Source organism: Streptomyces griseoluteus (assembly GCF_004784465.1).
In the GTDB taxonomy this organism is placed as follows: Bacteria; Actinomycetota; Actinomycetes; order Streptomycetales; family Streptomycetaceae; genus Streptomyces; species Streptomyces griseoluteus.
This window is the reverse complement of record NZ_SRRU01000006.1, coordinates 338973-357897: the sequence shown is the minus strand read 5'-3', so window position 1 is coordinate 357897 and position 18925 is coordinate 338973. Positions and strand designations below refer to the sequence as shown.

The 18925-nt window shown below is 72.7% G+C and carries 17 protein-coding genes; 7 read left to right on the top strand and 10 right to left on the bottom strand.

The genetic code is table 11. The features are described from left to right. Positions 1-30 precede the first annotated feature (30 nt). The 3 genes from E5082_RS18765 to E5082_RS18755 are packed head-to-tail and all read left to right on the top strand — an operon-like array spanning position 31 to position 2428. Complete coding sequence (locus E5082_RS18765; RefSeq protein WP_135792387.1) at positions 31-810, top strand: ABC transporter ATP-binding protein; 780 nt, start codon at positions 31-33, stop codon at positions 808-810. Continuing rightward, positions 797-1681, top strand: coding sequence for an ABC transporter permease (locus E5082_RS18760; protein WP_135792386.1), 885 nt, complete (start codon positions 797-799; stop codon positions 1679-1681). Before E5082_RS18765 ends, E5082_RS18760 begins: the two co-directional genes overlap by 14 nt. A gap of 6 nt (positions 1682-1687) precedes the next feature. Further along, the gene (locus E5082_RS18755; protein ID WP_135792385.1) at positions 1688-2428 is read left to right on the top strand and encodes a sirohydrochlorin chelatase; all 741 of its coding nucleotides are present in this window, start codon (positions 1688-1690) and stop codon (positions 2426-2428) included. Between the two features lie 21 nt (positions 2429-2449). Here the strand turns inward: E5082_RS18755 and E5082_RS18750 are convergent, their stop codons facing one another. The 6 genes from E5082_RS18750 to E5082_RS18725 form a co-directional block, all read right to left on the bottom strand. Continuing rightward, positions 2450-2752 (bottom strand): hypothetical protein, encoded by a 303-nt coding sequence (locus tag E5082_RS18750; protein ID WP_135792384.1) that lies wholly within the window; start codon positions 2750-2752, stop codon positions 2450-2452. A gap of 176 nt (positions 2753-2928) precedes the next feature. Then, entirely contained in the window at positions 2929-3474 is a 546-nt protein-coding gene (locus E5082_RS18745; protein WP_135792383.1) for a DUF1697 domain-containing protein, read from the bottom strand. Between the two features lie 156 nt (positions 3475-3630). Next, positions 3631-4833: a macrolide-inactivating glycosyltransferase gene (gene mgt, locus E5082_RS18740; protein WP_135792382.1), complete on the bottom strand. Its 1203-nt coding sequence runs from the start codon at positions 4831-4833 to the stop codon at positions 3631-3633. Positions 4834-4889: 56 nt separating this feature from the next. Next, positions 4890-6170 carry an ABC transporter substrate-binding protein gene (locus tag E5082_RS18735; RefSeq protein ID WP_135792381.1) on the bottom strand — a complete coding sequence of 427 codons (1281 nt, stop codon included), beginning with the start codon at positions 6168-6170 and terminating at the stop codon, positions 4890-4892. After that, positions 6170-7003, bottom strand: a complete 834-nt coding sequence (locus tag E5082_RS18730; RefSeq protein WP_135792380.1) for a carbohydrate ABC transporter permease — start codon at positions 7001-7003, stop codon at positions 6170-6172. Before E5082_RS18730 ends, E5082_RS18735 begins: the two co-directional genes overlap by 1 nt. Next, on the bottom strand, positions 7000-7926 hold the full coding sequence (locus E5082_RS18725; protein ID WP_229918856.1) for a carbohydrate ABC transporter permease: 927 nt from the start codon (positions 7924-7926) through the stop codon (positions 7000-7002). Before E5082_RS18725 ends, E5082_RS18730 begins: the two co-directional genes overlap by 4 nt. A 152-nt stretch (positions 7927-8078) precedes the next feature. Between E5082_RS18725 and E5082_RS18720 the strand changes: the two genes are divergently transcribed. Continuing rightward, the gene (locus E5082_RS18720; RefSeq protein ID WP_135792379.1) at positions 8079-8939 is read left to right on the top strand and encodes a phosphotransferase enzyme family protein; all 861 of its coding nucleotides are present in this window, start codon (positions 8079-8081) and stop codon (positions 8937-8939) included. A gap of 16 nt (positions 8940-8955) precedes the next feature. On the opposite strand, the gene E5082_RS18715 is transcribed toward E5082_RS18720, so the two are convergent. Then, the gene (locus E5082_RS18715) at positions 8956-9681 is read right to left on the bottom strand and encodes a 3'-5' exonuclease (RefSeq protein ID WP_135792378.1); all 726 of its coding nucleotides are present in this window, start codon (positions 9679-9681) and stop codon (positions 8956-8958) included. Between the two features lie 94 nt (positions 9682-9775). Continuing rightward, entirely contained in the window at positions 9776-11017 is a 1242-nt protein-coding gene (locus tag E5082_RS18710; protein ID WP_135792377.1) for an SAV2148 family HEPN domain-containing protein, read from the bottom strand. 434 nt (positions 11018-11451) lie between these two features. On the opposite strand from E5082_RS18710, the gene glgX reads away from it, so the two are divergent. Further along, positions 11452-13584, top strand: a complete 2133-nt coding sequence (gene glgX, locus E5082_RS18705) for a glycogen debranching protein GlgX (protein ID WP_135792376.1) — start codon at positions 11452-11454, stop codon at positions 13582-13584. Between the two features lie 121 nt (positions 13585-13705). After that, positions 13706-16075: a malto-oligosyltrehalose synthase gene (gene treY / locus E5082_RS18700; protein WP_229918857.1), complete on the top strand. Its 2370-nt coding sequence runs from the start codon at positions 13706-13708 to the stop codon at positions 16073-16075. 56 nt (positions 16076-16131) lie between these two features. Here the strand turns inward: treY and E5082_RS18695 are convergent, their stop codons facing one another. Together E5082_RS18695 and E5082_RS18690 are read right to left on the bottom strand one after the other, a co-directional pair. After that, on the bottom strand, positions 16132-16377 hold the full coding sequence (locus E5082_RS18695) for an SSI family serine proteinase inhibitor (RefSeq protein WP_279638112.1): 246 nt from the start codon (positions 16375-16377) through the stop codon (positions 16132-16134). Positions 16378-16403: 26 nt separating this feature from the next. Beyond that, positions 16404-16955 (bottom strand): DUF1707 and FHA domain-containing protein, encoded by a 552-nt coding sequence (locus tag E5082_RS18690; RefSeq protein ID WP_135792375.1) that lies wholly within the window; start codon positions 16953-16955, stop codon positions 16404-16406. 173 nt (positions 16956-17128) lie between these two features. On the opposite strand from E5082_RS18690, the gene treZ reads away from it, so the two are divergent. Next, entirely contained in the window at positions 17129-18877 is a 1749-nt protein-coding gene (gene treZ / locus E5082_RS18685) for a malto-oligosyltrehalose trehalohydrolase (protein WP_135792374.1), read from the top strand. The last annotated feature ends 48 nt before the right edge of the window (positions 18878-18925 follow it).

The window sequence follows — 18925 nt, the reverse complement described above, 5'->3', positions numbered from 1 at the left end:
CAACCCATGAGTTCCCAGGAGGTGACGACCATGGCCACCACCCTCACCAAGGCCGGCCCGGCAGTCGAGTACGCCGCCCGCCTCGACCACGTCTCGAAGTCCTATCCGGGCCCGGGCGGACAGCAGCTCGTGCTGGACGACATCAGCCTCGATGTCGCGCCCGGCGAGTTCGTCACCCTCCTGGGGGCCTCGGGCTGCGGCAAGTCGACCCTGCTCAACCTGGTCGCGGGCCTGGACCGGCCCAGCACCGGGTCCATCGACACCGACGGCCGTCCGGCCCTGATGTTCCAGGAGCACGCCCTCTTCCCGTGGCTGACCGCGGGCAAGAACGTCGAACTCGCCCTGCGCCTGCGGGGCGTGCCCAAGGGCGACCGCCGCGACAAGGCCGAGTCGCTGCTCGAACTGGTCCGGCTGGGGGGCGCGTACGGCAAGCGGGTGCACGAACTCTCCGGCGGTATGCGGCAGCGGGTGGCACTGGCCCGCGCGCTGGCGCAGGAGAGCGGACTGCTGCTGATGGACGAGCCGTTCGCGGCCCTCGACGCCATCACCCGCGATGTGCTGCACGACGAGCTGACCCGCGTCTGGACGGAGACCGGCCTGTCCGTGCTCTTCGTGACGCACAACGTGCGCGAGGCGGTACGGCTGGCCCAGCGGGTCGTGCTGCTGTCCTCCCGGCCGGGCAAGGTGGCCCACGAGTGGACGGTGGACATCCCGCAGCCCCGCCGCATCGAGGACGCCCCCGTGGCGGAACTGTCCCTGGAGATCACCGAGGCGCTGCGAGGGGAGATCCGCCGCCATGGCCAGCACTGAGACGACACGGGCTCCCGACACGGGGAGCGTGGAAGCGGGCCTCGACGCCCTGGAGACCCCGCACGGCGCACGGGTGCCGCTGAGGCAGACCCTGGTCACCAAGGTGCTGCCGCCGGTCACCGCCGTACTGGTGGTGCTGCTGGTCTGGCAGGCCCTGGTGTCCTTCGGGATCGTCTCCGATCCCACCAAGCTGCCCGCGCCGAGGGCGGTGTGGGAGGCGGTCCAGCGGGACTGGCTGGCGGGCAAGCTCCTCGGCTACATCTGGACCAGCGTCTCGCGCGGTCTGCTCGGCTTCGGCCTGGCCCTGCTCATCGGCACCCCGCTCGGCCTGCTGGTGGCGCGGGTGAAATTCGTGCGCGCGGCCATCGGGCCGATCCTGTCCGGCCTCCAGTCGCTGCCCTCGGTGGCCTGGGTGCCCCCGGCGGTGATCTGGCTGGGGCTGAACAACTCGATGATGTACGCGGTGATCCTGCTCGGCGCGGTGCCCTCCATCGCCAACGGCCTGGTGTCCGGCATCGACCAGGTGCCGCCGCTGTTCCTGCGGGCGGGCCGCACCATGGGCGCCGGCGGGCTGCGCGGCGTCTGGCACATCACGCTGCCCGCCGCGCTGCCCGGCTATGTGGCCGGAATGAAGCAGGGCTGGGCGTTCTCCTGGCGCTCGCTGATGGCCGCCGAGATCATCGCGTCCTTCCCCGATCTGGGCGTCGGCCTCGGCCAGTTGCTGGAGAACGGCCGCAACGCCCTCGACATGGCGATGGTGTTCGAGGCCATCCTGCTGATCCTGTTCGTCGGCATCGCGGTCGACCTGCTGATCTTCAGTCCGCTGGAGCGGTGGGTGCTGCGCAGCCGGGGCCTGCTGGTGAAGAGCTGAACTCCCATGCACCACAAACCCGTTCTCCTGATCGTCGCCCACGGCAGCCGCGACCCCCGGCACGCCGCGACCGTGCACGCCCTGGTCGCGCGGGTGAGGTCGATGCGGCCGGACCTCAGGGTGGTGACCGGTTTCCTCGACTTCAACGTGCCCTCGGTCGGCGGTGTGCTCAAGTCGCTGGCGGCCGACGGGGTGCGCGAGGTGGTCGCGCAGCCGCTGCTGCTGACCCGTGCCTTCCACGCCAAGGCCGACATCCCGGCCGTGCTGCGGGAGGCACCGCGCGGGATGCGGGTGAGGCAGGCGGAGGTGCTCGGCCCGTCGCCGCTGCTGGTCTCGGCGCTGGAACGGCGCCTGTACGAGGCGGGGGTCAGCCCCGCCGACAAGTCCTCGACCGGGGTCGTACTGGCCTCGGCGGGGTCCTCCGACGCGGAGGCGATCGCGGTGATCGCCGACATCGCGCGGGAGTGGTGGCGCACCGGTTGGTGCGCCGTGCGACCCGCGTTCGCCTCCGCCCGCCTCCCGCACACCGAGGACGCCGTGCGCGAGCTGCGCGCCCAGGGGTGCGAGCGGGTGGCCGTCGCGCCCTATGTGCTGGCGCCGGGCTTCCTGCCCGACCGGATCGCGCGGGGCGCGGCCGACGCGGACGTCCTGGCCGATGTGCTGGGCCCGGCGCCGGAGGTGGCGCGGGTGCTGCTCGACCGCTACGCCGAGGCGCTGCGGTCGGTCCCGGTGGCCGTGGGCGCCTGAGCGCTCCACAGAACGAGCGCTCTACAGATTGAGCGCCGTGGTCAGGCGCCGGGTGTACTCGAGGGTGCCGGTGCCGGCGGCGGCGCCGATGCAGAGGTCGTCGAGCTGGTGGCGGATGCGCCCCCGGTTGGGCGGGAAGCCGTCGTCGGCCGCGAGGGCCAGCTCGGCCTGGATGATCTCGCCGTGTTCGAGGAGCACCGGGTACTCGGCGTGCAGCGCGGCGACGAGTCCGTCCGCGAGCCGGATCAGGGTCTCCAGGTCGGTACCGTCGCCGCCGGGTACCGGTCGGCCGGAGGTGCTGCCGGGCTGGTTGTACGCGTTCACGTCTGTCGTCCTCACTCCTGATCCGGGGGCCTTACGGGGGCCGGGCTGCGGCGAGGGAAGCGTGCCGGGTCGGCTCGGTCGGTGACGTTACCCACGAAGCGGCCGACGGCACCAGCAATCAACCCCTTTGGAGTGAAAGGGGTTGACTTTCGCCGGCCCTCCGGTAGAGGGCGCCGTCAGCCGGTCAGCTCGACCAGTTTGCGGACGGTGTTCCAGTTCCGCGTGGTCGCGATCAGGCCCTGGGTGACGCGCGGGCGGCCCAGCTCCTCGGCCAGCTTGGAGCGGCCGAGCCCGTCGGGTGCGTAGAGGTACAGACAGCGGTCCCCCAGGCGGAACTCCTCGGGGAGGCGGGCGGCGGTGTCGATCCCGGCGAAGCGCTCGGGGTCCGCCGGGCCGGAGAAGTAGGTGACGTGCACCTGCTTGGGTTCCAGCGCGTCGGCGGGGAACGGGCAGGCTTCCGCGACCGCCGTCAGATAGGCGTGATCCCGCACGATCACGTCGACCGGGAAGCCGAACCGCTTCTCGATGGCCGCGCTCAACTCCCCGGCCAGGATGCCCTCGTCGCCCTGGGAGGCGGTGAACACCGCCTGGCCGCTCTGGAGATGGGTGCGAACGTCGTCATGGCCCAGCTCGGCAAGGAGAGTCCGCAGGTCGGCCATCGGAAGCTTCTTGTTGCCGCCCACGTTGATCCCGCGCAGCAGCGCCGCGTACGTCGTCGTCATCCGCCCACGATAGAACGGCCGTCGTGCCCCGTGGGGGCGGGCACGACGGCCATACCCGACGGTACGCCCGTCGCGGGAAACTCTGTCGGATCGAGTGGGCGCCGGGCAACTCCTCCACGATCTTGTGACTGGTTCAACAACCTTTCTCCACCGAGGTCAGCGCCCCGGCAGCTCCGCCTCGATCAGGTCGGCGGCCCGCGTCGTGCCCCCTTCACGCATCATGCCGGCCTGGATCTGCTGCAGCCGCGCCGCCACCTCGGGGTCGTCCACCAGGGCGAGGGCCGTCTCGCGGAGGCGGTCGGCGGTGGCGTCCTCGGTGAGCAGGGTGCGGGCCACACCGAGCGCCTGGAGCATGTCGGCGTTGCCGAACTGGTCGACGGCCTGCGGGACGGCGATCATCGGGGTGGCCGTGGCCAGCCCCTCCTGACTGCCGCCCGCGCCCGCGTGGGTGACGAACAGGTCGGCCTGCCGGAGCACCGCCAACTGTGGTACCCAGGAGTGCACTTCGACGTTGGCGGGCGGCTCACCGAGTTCGGCCGGGTCCACGTGCCGGCCGATCTGGAGGACGAGGTGCCAGCCGGGCAGGTCTCCGAAGGCGCGTACGCACTCGGCGTAGAAGGCGGGCCGCTTGGTGAAGGCCGAGCCGAGAGAGACGAGGACCACCTTCTCGGCGCCCTGGGGCCGCTCCCAGGTGCCCTGGTCCGCGCGGTCGCCCTGACAGGCGCCGACGAAGCTGTGCACGCGCTCGTCGACCCGGTCGGCGTTCGGCTGCAGCGCCTTGGGGATGAGGACCAGCGAACGCGCGGGGCGGCCGGCGAAGGGGTCCGGATGCTGGGTGATGCCGTTCTCCGCGAGCCATCCCGCGAACCGGGCGTAGTACGCCCGGCCGCGCTCGGTCTTCAGCGGCTCGGCCCACATGGGCTCCGCGACCTCCTTCTCGTAGCCCTCCCAGGCGACGAGGTTCGGGGAGAGCGAGACGGCGGGCACGCCCCAGCGGTGGGCCAGGACGCGGGCGGGGTAGGAGGCGATGTCGTGCAGGACCAGGTCGGGTTCGTCGCCCTCGTACGCCTTGATGAGCTGCGGCAACGCCTGGATGGCGTCGGCGAGGAAGGGCTCGACGTTGTCCAGCAGCGTGGTCCCCCACGCCGAGGGGTCGGCGTCGGGGCCGGGCAGGGTGGAGGTGTAGGGCACGGGCACGGCGCCCGTGGCGGCGACCTTCTCGGCGAAGAGCGGCGGGATGGCGTAGGTGACGCGGTGGCCGCGTGCGACGAGTTCCCTGATCACCTCCAGGCTGGGGTTCACATGGCCGTGCTGGGCGATGGAGAACATGGCGATGTGTGCGGGGCGCTGGGGGGTCATGCCGTCGAGGCTAGGTGGCGCCCGGTGGCCCGCTCCAGCGAATTACGCCCGGCCGCTCAGCGCTGGTAGCGGGCGAGGACCAGGTTGCCGTCCTTCTCCAGCCTCTTTCGCAGGTCGGCGAGGCCGATGGCGCCGCTGTAGTACTCCTGGAGGGCCGGAGTGGCGATCTTGTCCTTCCACTCCGGATAGCCGCGCACCGACTGGGCGGGCGCCGGGCGCAGCCGGGCGGCCAGGGCGGTGCCGGTGGCCCAGCCGCGGTCGGTGGTGTGCAGGGCCGGGTCGGCGAGGGCCTCGGTGCCGGTGGGGAGCATCCAGTCGCCGAGGGCGAGACGCACCATGTTCTGGGGCCTGAGCAGGAAGTCGATGAACCGGGCGGCCTCCTTCTTGTGCGGGCAGTCCTCGGCGATGGAGAGGGTCTGCGGGCTGACGCCCTGGGTGAGCCCGTCGGCGCCGGCCGGGGCGGGCAGCACCTCCCACTGGAAGCCCTTGGGGGCCTGCTGCTCGATCTGCTGGCGGTAGGAGAAGCCCAGCGGGACCATCGCGTACCGCCCGGCGAAGAAGCCGGGCAGCGTGTCCGAGCCCCCGCTGCCGAGCGTCGAGGCGGGCGCGCTGCGGTCGCGGGCGACCTGGTCGTGCACGGTGCGCGGCACGACGGCGTCACCGGCCCGGAACCGCACACTCACCTTGCCGTCGCTCCCCCGCTGGAAGAGCGTGCCGCCCGCCGAGAGCCCGAGGTTGAGGGTGACGGACACGGGCTCCTTCAGCGGCCAGGCGACGCCGTACCTGCCGTCACCGCTGAGCCGCGCGGTGATCTTGCGGAACTCCGCCCAGCTCCACGGGTGTTCGGGCGTCGGGATGCGCACCCCGGCCTTCCGCAGCCAGACGGAGTTGGCCATGAGCACGCGGGGTTCCTGGAGGAAGGGCACGCCGTAGACGCCCTTGCCGAAGGTGGTCGCCTGCCAACTGCGCTGCGGGATGTCCGCCTTGAGCCGGGCCGGCAGCAGCCCGCTCAGGTCGGCGAGGTCGCCGCCGTAGGCGAAGTCGGCCAGGTCGTCGGAGGCGTCGTGGATGACGTCGGGGGCCTCGCCGCCCTCGAAGGAGGTGAGCAACTGGTCGTGCACGCTGTCCCAGTTGCCCTGGACGTACTCGACCCGGACGTCCGGGTGGGCGGCGTTCCACTCCCGCACGAGTTCCTTGTTGGCGGCGACCGACTCCTGCTGCCAGGCGAGGGACTGGAAGCGCAGGGTGACGGGCCCGCCCTCCTTCTGACCGCCGGAGGAGCAGCCCGCGAGGAGCAGCAGGAGGGCGGCGACCGCCATGGTGATCCTGGTCCGCATCAGCTCTTCACCGCTCCGGCGATCAGACCCCCGGTGATCCGCCGCTGGAGCAGGGCGAACACCACGAGGGAGGGCAGGGTGGCGAGGAACGCGGCCGCGGCCAGCGGGCCGAGGTCGGCGACGCCCTCCGCGCCGATGAAATGGGTCAGCACGACCGGCAGGGTCTGGTTGCCGGGGCTCTTGAGCAGCACGAGCGCGAAGAAGAACTCGTTCCACGCCGTGACGAAGGCGAACAGCGCGGTCGCCGCGATGCCCGGCGCGAGCAGCGGCGCCGTCACCGACACCAGGGTCCGCAGCCGCCCGGCCCCGTCGACGGCCGCCGCCTCCTCCAGTTCGACGGGGACCGCCCGTACGTACCCGACCAGCATCCACAGCGCGAAGGGCAGCGACCACACCACGTAGACCAGGGTCAGCCCGGCCAGGGAGTCGATCAGCCGCAGCCGCTTCAGCACCAGGAACAGCGGGATGATGACCAGCACGAACGGGAACGCCTGGCTGACCACCACCCACCCGCTCGCCGCCCGCGCCGGCCAGGTGCGGTGCCGGGCCATGACATACGCCATCGGAGTAGCGATCAGTACGGCGATGACAGCCGCGCCGAGCGCCGCGAGCAGGGAGTTGAGAGCGGCGTGCAGGAGGGGCTGCTCGTCGAACGCCTGCCGGAAGTTGGCGAGGGTGGGGCGGTGCGGAATCCAGGTGGGGTGGAGGCTGCCGAGTTCGCGTGGCGGCTTGAACGCGGTGGACAGCAGCCAGAGGAACGGGAACGCCAGGAAGATCAGATAGGCCAGCAGGGCGGCGTACTGCCCCGCGCGGGCCGCGGGCCGGGTCCTCACGCGTCCTGGCCCCCCTTCAGCCGGCCCGCGAGGAACACCGCGAGCACCACGGAGACGACGGCGACCATCACGCAGCCCATCGCGGCCGCGTAGCCGAACTGGCCGTAGCGGAAGGCCTCCTCGTAGGCGAACAGCATGGGCAGCCGGGTCTTTCCGCCGGGTCCGCCGCTGGTGAGCACGTACACCAGGGCGAAGGAGTTGAAGTTCCAGATCAGGTTGAGCGCGGTGATGGAGAGGGCCACGGGTCTGAGTGCGGGCCAGGTGACCGCGCGGAACCGCCGCCAGGCGCCGGCGCCGTCCACGGCGGCCGCCTCGTGAAGTTCGCGCGGGGTGTTCTGCAGGCCGGCGAGCAGGGCGACCGTGGTCTGCGGCATCCCGGCCCAGATGCCGACGACGACGACGGCGGGCAGCGCGGTGGCCAGACCGCTCAGCCAGTCCCGGCCGTCGCCGAGACCGAGGTCGCGCAGCGTCTCGTTGAGGATGCCCGCGTCCGGGTTGTAGACCAGGCGCCACATGATGCCGACCACCACCTCGGGCATCGCCCAGGGGACGATGGCGAGGGCGCGGGCGAGCCAGCGCAGCCTGAGGTCCTGGCTGAGCAGCAGGGCGAGGCCGAGCGCCAGCAGGAACTGGGGTACGGTCACGCCGACCGCCCACACCAGGCCGATCCGGAACGACTCCCAGAACAGCGTGTCGTGCAGGAGGTCCCGGAAGTTCAGCGCGCCGATCCAGCGGGTCGGCGCGGTGCGGCCGGACTGGGCGTCGGTGAAGGACAGCAGGACGCCGTAGAGCAGCGGGCCCACGCTGAGCACGAGGATCGGGATCAGGGCGGGCAGCACCAGGAACCAGACGGCGTGGTCGCGGCCGCCGGTGCGCACGGGCGGACGCCGCGCTTCGACCGGCGAGGTCACCGGCGAGGTCATGGCATCAGCCCCTTTGCCTGGCCCGGTTGGCGTGTTCATGGTCGTGAACGCGGCGCGGTCCGTCAAGGGACCGCACACCGCCCGACCTGTGCGAATGCGAGACTGGCCCGGATCGGGACACACGACACGACCACAGGGCACGGAGGCGGACGATGGACGAGGCACGGGCGCGGGCGGTACTGGCCGGGGCGAAGGTGCTGTCCCCGGCGGCGGACGCGCGCCTCCTCGCCCTGGGCGAGAACGCCGTGTTCGCCGCCGGAGACCTGGTCGTCAAGGTCGGCCGGGACCCCGAACTGCTCGACCGGGCCCGCCGCGAGCTGGCCGTGGCCACCTGGCTGGCCGAGTCCGGGGTGCCCTCGGTACGCGCGGCCGGGCCCGAACCGCTGCTCGTCGACGGCCACCCCGTGACCGTCTGGCACCGGCTGCCCGACGCCGTACGCCCCGCCGAACCCCGCGACCTGGCCGAGCTGCTGCGGCTCGTGCACGCCCTGCCCGCTCCCCCGGTGCCGCTGCCGCCCCGCGAACTGCTGGGCGGAGTGGAGCGCTGGCTGCGGCTGGCGGGCGACGCGATCGACCCCGAGGACGCGGCCTATCTGCGCGCCCGGCGCGACGGCTTCGCCTCGGCCGCCGCCGCGCTGACCCCCCGTCTGGCACCCGGCCCGATCCACGGGGACGCGCTGCCCCGCAATGTGCACATCGGCCCGGACGGCCCGGTCCTGGTGGACCTGGAGACCTTCTCCGCCGACCTGCGCGAGCACGACCTCGTGGTGATGGCCCTCTCCCGCGACCGCTACGGCCTGCCCGCCGAGGCGTACGACGCCTTCACCTCGGCCTATGGCTGGGACGTGCGCGAGTGGGAGGGCTGCTCGGTGCTGCGCGGCGCCCGCGAGACGGCGAGCTGCGCCTGGGTCGCCCAGCACGCCCCGGCCAACCCCAAGGCACTCGCCGAGTTCGAACGCCGGGTGGCGTCCCTCCGGGACGGGGACGAGTCGGTGCGCTGGTACCCCTTCTGAGCCTGACCGGAGCGGCCTACGGCACGACGGCGTCCGTCAGCTCGCGCACCGGCCAGACCCGGTCGACGACCGCGTCCGCCTCGCCCTTGCGCCGCAGGAACGCCTCGAAGTCGGCGGCCCATTCGGCGTACCACTCGACCTGGCAGCGGTGCAGCTCCGCCAGCCCCAGCCCGGCTATCTTCGGGTACCGCTCGGCTATCGCGGTGGCCAGCCGGGCGGCGGCCAGCGCGTCGGCCGAGGCGTCGTGGGCCGTGCCGAGCACCACCCCGTACACCGCGCAGACCGCCTCCAGGTTGCGCTTGCCCCGGCGGTAGCGGTCGACCCGGCGGTCGATGGTGTACGGGTCGACGACCGGGGCCGGGACACGGCCGCCCAGCCGCTCGGCCAGCGAGGGCAGTCCGTACCGGTGCAGCTCGGCGGAGAGCAGGGTGAGGTCGAAGGCGGCGTTGTACGCGACGACCGGCATGCCCGAGTCCCAGGCGGACACCAGCGCGTTCGCCAGGGCGTCGGCGACCTGGTCGGCCGGGCGGCCCTCGGCCGCTGCGCGTTCGTTGCTGATGCCGTGCACGGCGACCGCGTCGGCCGGTATCTCCACGCCCGGATCGGCCAGCCACTCCCGGCGTCCCAGGGTCTCGCCGGCCCTGACCTCCAGCACGGCGCCCGTGACGATGCGCGCCTGACGCGGATCGGTCCCGGTCGTCTCCAGGTCGAAGCCGATCAGCGGCTCCCGGTGCCAGCCCATGGGCGGCCCCCCTTCTTGGTGGTGCGTTCCCCCAGTGGCTCCACCATGACACGGGGCACTGACAACGCCCCCGGCCGCCCGTCGGCGGCGGACCTCAGGACACTGGCCGCGAGTCCGCCCAGGCCAGCTCGAACTCCTCCCGATAGGTGGGGAAGAGTCCGGAATCGCCCGACTGGTCCGACGTGACCACCCGGCTGCCGCCGCGCAGCACCAGGACCGGCGACTCCATGCCGCGCGCCCCCCGCAGGTAGGACTGCACCACGGCGACGCCGTCCGCACCGTCGCCGTCCACCAGGTAGGCGGTGAAGCGCGGGGTCTCGTCGTACACCTGGATCTCGAAGGCGCCCGGGTCGCGCAGCCGGGAGCGGACGCGGCGCATGTGCAGGATGTTCATCTCGACCGAGCGCGCCAACTCGCCGCGCTTCATGCCCAGTTCGCGCTCCCGGCGTTTGACCGCGCTGGAGGCCGGGTTGAGGAAGAGCAGCCGGACCCGGCAGCCGGACTCCGCGAGCCGGACCAGGCGGCGGCCGGAGAAGTTCTGCACCAGCAGGTTGAGCCCGATGCCGATGGCGTCGAGCCGGCGGGCCCCGCCGAACAGGTCCTCGGCCGGGAACTGGCCCATCAGCCGCACCCGGTCGGAGTGCACGGCGACCACGTCCGCGTACCGGTCGCCGACCAGGTCCTCGACCGCGTCCACCGGGAGCCGGCCCGCCGAGGGCACGTCACCGGCGGCGCCCAGCAGCTCCAGCAGCCGGGCGGAGGCACGCTCGGCCTGGTTCAGCACCGCCTCGGACAGCGCCCGGTTGCGGGAGACGACATTGCGGGTCACCTCCAGTTCGTCCAGGGCGAGTTCGAGGTCCCGGCGCTCGTCGAAGTACGGCTCGAAGCACGGCCAGTGCTGCACCATCAGCTCGCGCAGTTGCGGCAACGTCAGGAAACTCAGCACATTGTCGTCGGCCGGGTCGAGCAAGTAGCCCTTGCGGCGGCTGACTTCACGCACCGCCACGGCCCGCTGCACCCACTCCTGGCCGGCCGGCCCGGCGGCGGCCACCACCCAGTCGTCGCCGTGGACGGGTTCGTAGACGGGGCGCAGCACGGCGGCCACCACGGCGCGCAGCCGCTGCTCGACGAGGTTGAGCCAGATGTAGGCGCGGCCCGCCCGCTGGGCCCGGGTGCGCACCTCCAGCCAGGCGCCCGCGTCCCAGTCCAGTTCCGGTCCGATCGACCCCGCGCCCATCGGACGCGCCAGGGACACCGCGCCGGGCGGGACGTCCGTGGAACCGCTCCCCTCGTGACCCTCGCCACCAGGGGGCAGCTCCAGCCCTCCCGAGCCCACCCTGCACCGCCTTCCGTCCCCCGGACCTTCCCCGTCCCAACGATCAAGGAAGGGTACTCCGGGAGCGGTCGGCGATGCAGCCGGATGGACAGGTAGGTTTCTCAACTTGCCTTGCGTCAGTGGCCGTTCCGGGCGTTCGGGAGCGGAGGGAGTGAGCGGAGTCATAGCGGCGCGAACCGGTGCGGAGGGCGGCGCGCCGCTGGTGAGCGGCTCGTGTGCCGGTGGCCCCCGCCCGGAGCGTCCCGGCCGCGGGCGGACCTAGCCGGGCTCGCCGGGGACGGCGCGGCTTCCCTCCTTCGGGTGGGGGTAGAGGTCATCCGTGACCACGGGTCGGCCGGCAGCGGAGGGCGGTAGACGTCAGGTGCCCTCACTTTCGGGGAGACTCGCCGCCAACGCGCCCCCACCGGGGCCCCGCACCTGGAAGAGTCGAGTGCATGCAGGTCTGGCCTGGAGAGGCGTATCCCCTCGGCGCCACCTATGACGGTGCCGGTACCAACTTCGCGGTCTTCACCGAAGCCGCGGACCGAGTGGAGCTGTGTCTGCTGCACGACGACGGCTCCGAGACGGCGGTGGAACTGCGCGAGAGCGACGCGTTCGTCCGGCACGCGTACCTGCCCGGTGTGATGCCGGGCCAGCGGTACGGGTTCCGGGTGCACGGCCCCTTCGCGCCCGAGCGGGGGCTGCGCTGCAACTCGGCGAAGCTGCTGCTCGACCCGTACGCGAAGGCGGTCAGCGGGTCGGTCCAGTGGGGCGAGGAGGTGTACGGCTACCACTTCGGCGCCCCCGACCGGCGCAACGACCTGGACTCCGCGCCGCACACCATGAGTTCGGTGGTGATCAACCCCTACTTCGACTGGGGCGACGACCGTCCGCCGCGCACCGACTACCACCGCACGGTGATCTACGAGGCCCATGTGAAGGGCCTGACCATGCGCCATCCGGGGCTGCCGGACGAGCTGCGCGGCACCTACGCCGGGCTCGCCCACCCGGCCGTCATCGAGCACCTGACCCGGCTCGGCGTGACCGCGCTGGAGCTGATGCCGGTCCACCAGTTCGTCAACGACCACCGCCTGGTCGACATGGGCCTGAACAACTACTGGGGCTACAACACCATCGGCTTCTTCGCCCCGCACAACGCCTACGCCTCCTGGGGCGACCGGGGCCAGCAGGTGCTGGAGTTCAAGTCGGCGGTACGGGCGCTGCACGAGGCCGGGATCGAGGTCATCCTCGACGTGGTCTACAACCACACCGCCGAGGGCAACCACCTGGGTCCGACGCTGTCCTTCAAGGGCATCGACAACCCGTCGTACTACCGGCTGACCGACGATCCGCGCTACTACATGGACACCACCGGCACCGGCAACAGCCTGCTGATGCGCTCGCCGCACGTGCTGCAGCTCATCATGGACTCGCTGCGGTACTGGGTGACCGAGATGCACGTCGACGGGTTCCGCTTCGACCTCGCGGCGACCCTGGCCCGGCAGTTCCACGAGGTGGACCGGCTGTCGTCGTTCTTCGACCTGGTCCAGCAGGACCCGGTGGTCTCCCAGGTGAAGCTGATCGCCGAACCGTGGGACGTGGGCGAGGGCGGCTACCAGGTGGGCAACTTCCCGCCGTTGTGGACCGAGTGGAACGGCAAGTACCGGGACACCGTGCGGGACCTGTGGCGCGGGGAGCCGCGCGCGCTGGCGGAGTTCGCCTCCCGGCTCACCGGCTCCTCCGACCTCTACCAGGACGACGGCCGCCGTCCGCTGGCCTCGATCAACTTCGTCACCTGCCACGACGGCTTCACCCTGCACGACCTCGTCTCGTACAACGACAAGCACAACGACGCCAACGGCGAGGACAACCGGGACGGCGAGAGCCACAACCGGTCCTGGAACTGCGGGGTGGAGGGTGACACCGACGAGGTGGAGGTGCGCGAGCTGCGCGGCCGGCAGATGCGCAACTTCATCGCCACCCTGATGCTGTCCCAGGGCGTGCCGATGATCAGCCACGGCGACGAGTTCGCCCGCACCCAGCGCGGCAACAACAACGCCTACTGCCAGGACAACGAGATCTCCTGGGTGGACTGGCCCGAGCTGGAGGAAGCGGACGGGGACGACGAGCGGGCCGCGCTGCTGGAGTTCACCCGCGCGATGGTGGGGCTGCGCAGCGAGCACCCGGTGTTCCGGCGCCGCCGTTTCCTGCACGGGCGCCCGGTGGAGGGCACCCGGGACGAGCTGTCGGACGTCGCCTGGTTCACGCCGGAGGGCAAGCAGATGGCCCAGGCCGACTGGGACTCGGCGCCCGCCTCCGCGCTGGCGGTGTTCCTGAACGGCAACGCCATCTCCGAGCCGGGCCCGCGCGGGGAGCGGATCGCGGACGACTCGTTCCTGCTGATGTTCAACGCCTCGCACGAGCCGCTGGACTTCCTGGTGCCGGTGGACCACGGCAGGCAGTGGCAGGTGGTCGTGGACACCGCCCGGCCCGAGGGGGTGCCGCCGGGCGCGGGTCCGAAGGTGGCGGCCGGTGAGCGCCTCACCCTGGCGGACCGCAGCCTGACCGTGCTCCAGCGCCCGGCATAGCGCGCCCGGCCGGGGACACGGGAGCCGCCGTGTCCCCGGCTGTCCGGTTCGTGTGGGCCGTACCGGGCCGGATGCCCCGGCGGATGACACGAAGAGCGGCAGGCGGGGTACGTAGCTCTGCATGACTTCAGTGCGACCCGGACCAGGGGTGCCCACGGCCACCTACCGCCTACAGCTCCAGCCCTCGTTCCCCTTCGCCGCCGCCGAGGCGGCCGTGCCCTATCTGGCGTCGCTGGGCGTCTCGCACCTGCATCTGTCCCCCGTCCTGGAGGCCGTCCCCGGCTCCACCCACGGCTACGACGTCGTGGACCACACGCGGGTGCGCGCGGAGCTGGGCGGCGAGGACGGGCTCAGGTCACTGTCGCGCACCGCGCGGGAGCACGGGCTCGGCCTGGTGGTGGACATCGTGCCCAACCACATGGCGATGGCCCCCCGCTACAACCGCGCCCTGTGGGAGGTGCTCCGCGAGGGGCCCGAGTCGCCGTACGCGCGCTGGTTCGACATCGACTGGGCCTCGCGCGGCGGCCAGGTGCTGCTGCCGGTCCTCGGCGGGCCCATCAGTGCCGAGCGCGAGCATCTGGTGGCCGACGGCGAGCTGCTGCGCTATCACGACCACCTCTTCCCGTTGCGCTCCGGCACCGAGGGCCTGCCGCTGCCCGAGCTGCTGGACGCCCAGTGGTACCGCCCGGTGTGGTGGCGGCTGGCCCGCACCGAGCTGAACTACCGGCGCTTCTTCAGCATCTCCGAGCTGATCGGGGTACGGGTGGAGGACCCCGAGGTCTTCGACGCCACCCACGGCAAGATCCTCCAGTTGCTGGCCGAGGACGTGATCGACGGCCTGCGCATCGACCACCCGGACGGCCTGGCCGATCCCGACGCCTACCTCGCCCGGCTGGACGAGGCGACCGGTGGCCGCTGGACGGTGGTGGAGAAGATCCTCGCCGACGAGGAGCAGCTGCCAGACTCCTGGCCCGTCGCGGGCACCACCGGCTACGACGCCCTGCGCCGCATCGACGGGGTGTTCACCGGCCCGGCCGGTGCCGCCGAACTCGAGGCCCACTACCGGGCCTTCGCGACCCCGCAGCTCGACCGGGGCGGTGACTGGGACGCCACGGTGCGGCGGGCCGCGTACAAGGTGCTCACCCACGAGCTGGCCGCCGAGGCCGACCGGCTCACCCGCTCGGCGGTCCGGGTCTGCGCCGCCTCCCCGGACCTGGCGCTGCGCGACCGGGCGCCCTGGGCGCTGCGCACGGCCCTGGAGGAGCTGCTGGTCCGGATGCCGGTGTACCGGCCGTACACCTCCGAGGACGCCGCCGCCGTGGTCACCGAGGAGGCGGCTGCGGAGGCCCGGCGGGCGTTCGCGGTGGCGGAGGAGGCCGACGCGGTCGACCTGGTACGCGGGCTGCTGATCGGCCCGGACGACGGCACGCTGCCCGAACTCACCGAGTTCCGCAGCCGGTTCGCGCAGACCGCGTCGGCGCTGCGGGCCAAGTCGGTGGAGGACACGGCGTTCTACCGCTACGTCCCGCTGCTGTCGGCGACCGAGGTCGGCGGCGATCCGGGCCGGATGGGAGTCTCCCCGGCGGAGTTCCACGCCTACTGCGCCCGGCTGGCGAGCCACTGGCCGGACACCGGCACGGTGGTCACCACGCACGACACCAAGCGCAGCGCGGACGTCCGGGCGGCGCTGAACGTGCTCACCGAGTGCCCCGGCCGCTGGGCCAAGCTGCTCGCCGAGGTGAGCCGGGAACCGGAGGTGGTCCCCGACGGCCAACTGGCCTGGGCCGCCTGGCAGACGGTGTTCGGGCTCGGCCCGGCCGAGGAGGAGCGGGTACGCGAGGCGCTGCTGAAGCACGTCCGCGAGGCGGGCATGTACACGAGCTGGACCGAGCAGGAAGCGCCGTACGAGGACGCGGTGGCCGCGTTCGTCGCCGCCGGTCCCTGCGGGCCGCCCGGTGAGCGGGTGGCCGCCTTCCGCAAGGGGCTGGAGCCGCACATCCGGGCCAACGTGCTGGGCGCCGCGCTGGTGCACCTGACGATGCCGGGCGTGCCGGACCTGTACCAGGGGACGGAGAGCGAGTACCGGGCGCTGGTGGACCCCGACAACCGGCGACCGGTGCCCTTCCCGCCGGCCGCGCCCGGTGAGAAGGAGGCGCTGACCAGGGCGGCGCTCCGGCTCCGGGCGCGCCGGCCGGAGATCTTCGGTACCACGGGCACGTACGCCCCGCTGCTCGCCGAGGGGCCGTCCTCCGAGCATGTGCTGGCGTTCTCCCGCTCCGGCGAGGTGATCACGGCGGTGACCCGGCTCTCGGTGCACCTGGAGGAGGCGGGCGGCTGGCACCACACCCACCTCCCGCTGCCGCCCGGCCGCTGGCGGGACGTCCTCGCCCCGGACCGGGAGTTCACCGGCGAGGTGCGCGCGGAGGAGCTGTTCTCCGCGCTGCCGGTGGGACTGCTGGAGCGGGTGGACGCAACGGGCGACGTGGTCTGAGCGAGGCCGGCCGGGTGGCAGAAGGACGTGGGGGGGGGCGCCACCCGGCCTTGTCGTCAGCCCTCCAGGGCGAACACGTCACCCGTCGCGGCACGCGGCTCGCACGCGTTGCCGTACGTCCGCTCGTGATCGGTCCGCCGGCCGTTCCAGCGGCCGTGGGCGCTTGCGCTGACCGGTGCGCAGCTCAGCGGGCACAGGGTGTCGCTGTCCCCCGGGCGGCCGAGGTCGCCATCGATGGCGGTCGGTTCGGCGCATGCCTCGGCGGCCTTCGGACCCCGAACGGCAGCCGTGACGCCGGACAGAGGTCCACCAGTTCGGTCCCGGCGTGTCAGTCCGCCGCGAGCCGGTAGGAGACCGTGCCGAAGCCGACGAGGTCTCCCTCGCGCACCGCCACGGCACCCAGCACCCGGCGCCCGTTCACCGTGGTCCCGTTGGTCGAGCCGAGGTCCCGCAGCACCCACATGCCGCCCTGGTACCGGAGTTCGGCGTGCACACGGGACACCGTGTCGTGGTTGAGCCGGAGCCCGCTGGCCGGGTCGCGGCCGATGCGCAGCGGGTGGCCGTGCGTGGGGTGGGGCAGCAGCAGCTTGGGCAGTCGCTCGGCGCGCCAGGCCCGGCTCAGCCGGACGCCGAAGCCCGACACGGCCTCCACGGTGCCGAACAGGGCGCGGCTCAGCCGGTTGCCGTCCTTGAGGTCGGCGGTGAGCACGGCGAGTTCGCGGGGGCTGCGCGCGGCGAGGGCCAGCTCCATGCGGTGCACGAACGTGTCGTGCGACAGCTTGCCCAGGGCGACGCCGTCCCGCAGTACCCGCAGCGCCTTGTCGCGTTCCGCGTCGGAGACCCGTACGGGATACACGGGGAATTCGAAGGACGACGTCACGCTCGTGATTGTCGGGCAGCGCACCCCGAGGTGTCCAGACGAGGCAACCGGCGCCCGCCGCGGCCCACTTCCGCGACACCCGGGCGGAAAGCCCCGATTCGAAAGCGGATTGATCGAATTCGCGGCACGATGGACCGACTGCATCACGGTGAGCAGACGAAGGGGAACCGTCCGTGAAGTTCGAGGTGTGGGCACCACAGGCAGACCGGGTCGCGCTCCAGTGCGAGGGCGCCACGCGGGCGATGGAACCCGATCCGCAGCGGACGGGCTGGTGGACGGTGGAGGCGGACGCGGCGGACGGCGCGCGGTACGGCTTCGCGCTGGACGACGGCCCCGTCCTGCCCGACCCGCGCTCGCGCCGCCTGCCGGACGGCCCGGACGGGCTGAGCGCGGTCGTCGATCAGGACCGGTACGCGTGGCGCGCCGACTGGCCGGGGCGCGGGCTGCCGGGCGCGGTGCTGTACGAGCTGCACGTGGGCACGTACACCCCCGAGGGCACGCTGGACGCGGCCGCCGAGCGCCTCGGCCATCTGAAGGAGCTGGGCATCACCCACGTCGAGTTGATGCCGCTGTCCTCCTTCCCCGGCCGGCACGGCTGGGGGTACGACGGGGTGGCGCCGTGGGCGGTGCACGAGCCGTACGGCGGGCCGGAGGCGCTGAAGCGGTTCGTGGACCGGGCGCACGCACTGGGCCTCGGTGTGGTGCTGGACGTGGTCCACAACCACCTCGGCCCGTCCGGCAACCAACTCCCGGCGTTCGGGCCGTACTTCACGCAGACGCACCAGACGCCGTGGGGTGCCGCCGTGAACCTGGACGCGCCCGGCTCGGACGAGGTGCGTGCCTACTTCCGGGACAGCGCCCTGGCCTGGCTGCGGGACTACCGCCTCGACGGGCTCCGTCTGGACGCCGTGCACGCCCTGCACGACGACCGCGCCCGGCACTTCCTGGAGGAGTTGTCGGAGTCGGTCGACGCCCTCGGCGAGGAGGTGGGCCGCCCGCTGTTCCTGATCGCGGAGTCCGATCTCAACGACCCTCGGATGATCACCCCGCGCACCGAGCACGGTCTCGGCCTGCACGCCCAGTGGAACGACGACTTCCACCACGCCCTGCACACCGCCCTGACCGGCGAGTCCCAGGGCTACTACGCCGACTTCGCCCGCGCCCCGCTCGCCGCGCTGGCCAAGACCCTGACCGGCGGCTACTTCCACGACGGCACCTACTCCAGCTTCCGGGGCCGGGCCCACGGCCGCCCGCTGGACCGGGCCCGGCTGAGCGGGCACCGGCTGCTGGGGTACAGCCAGACCCACGACCAGGTCGGCAACCGCGCCCAGGGCGACCGTCTCGCCGCCACCCTCTCCCCCGGCCTGCTGGCCTGCGCGGCCACGCTCACCCTGACCTCGCCGCTCACCCCGATGCTGTTCATGGGCGAGGAGTGGGCGGCCGGCACCCCCTGGCAGTACTTCACCGACCACACCGACCCCGAGCTGGCCGAGGCCGTTCGGCGGGGCAGGCGGCGGGAGTTCGCGTCCCACGGCTGGGCCGAGGAGGACGTGCCCGACCCCCAGGACCCCGCCACCCGTGACCGCTCCTGCCTGGACTGGTCCGAGCCGGAGCGCGATCCCCACGCCCGCGTCCTCGCCTGGTACCGCCGCCTCATCGCCCTCCGCCACGACCGCCCCGACCTCACCGTGCCCGACCTCGCGGACACCAAGGTCGCCTACGACGAGTCCGCCCGCTGGCTGGCATTCCGCCGGGGCGACATCCGCGTCGCGGTCAACCTCGGCAAGGAGCCGGCCGGCATCCCCCTGGGCACGGGCCAGCTGGAGATCCTGGCCGCGTGGGACGAGACGGTGGAGCCGCCGGGCCCGGACGGGATGCTTCAGGTACGGCGCGAGTCCTGCGTGGTGCTGTCACAGCCGTAGGCTGCCGCCGGCGGTGGGGGCGGGGCAGCGGGCGCCCGGCAGGGGGAC

Excerpts from the sequence above, each read along its gene's own strand:
- E5082_RS18765 (WP_135792387.1), top strand. The coding sequence starts at position 31 with ATGGCCACCACCCTCACCAAGGCCGGCCCGGCAGTCGAGTACGCCGCC.
- E5082_RS18760 (WP_135792386.1), top strand. The coding sequence starts at position 797 with ATGGCCAGCACTGAGACGACACGGGCTCCCGACACGGGGAGCGTGGAA.
- E5082_RS18755 (WP_135792385.1), top strand. The coding sequence starts at position 1,688 with ATGCACCACAAACCCGTTCTCCTGATCGTCGCCCACGGCAGCCGCGAC.
- E5082_RS18745 (WP_135792383.1), bottom strand. The coding sequence starts at position 3,474 with ATGACGACGACGTACGCGGCGCTGCTGCGCGGGATCAACGTGGGCGGC.
- mgt (WP_135792382.1), bottom strand. The coding sequence starts at position 4,833 with ATGACCCCCCAGCGCCCCGCACACATCGCCATGTTCTCCATCGCCCAG.
- E5082_RS18735 (WP_135792381.1), bottom strand. The coding sequence starts at position 6,170 with ATGCGGACCAGGATCACCATGGCGGTCGCCGCCCTCCTGCTGCTCCTC.
- E5082_RS18725 (WP_229918856.1), bottom strand. The coding sequence starts at position 7,926 with ATGACCTCGCCGGTGACCTCGCCGGTCGAAGCGCGGCGTCCGCCCGTG.
- E5082_RS18720 (WP_135792379.1), top strand. The coding sequence starts at position 8,079 with ATGGACGAGGCACGGGCGCGGGCGGTACTGGCCGGGGCGAAGGTGCTG.
- E5082_RS18715 (WP_135792378.1), bottom strand. The coding sequence starts at position 9,681 with ATGGGCTGGCACCGGGAGCCGCTGATCGGCTTCGACCTGGAGACGACC.
- glgX (WP_135792376.1), top strand. The coding sequence starts at position 11,452 with ATGCAGGTCTGGCCTGGAGAGGCGTATCCCCTCGGCGCCACCTATGAC.
- treY (WP_229918857.1), top strand. The coding sequence starts at position 13,706 with ATGACTTCAGTGCGACCCGGACCAGGGGTGCCCACGGCCACCTACCGC.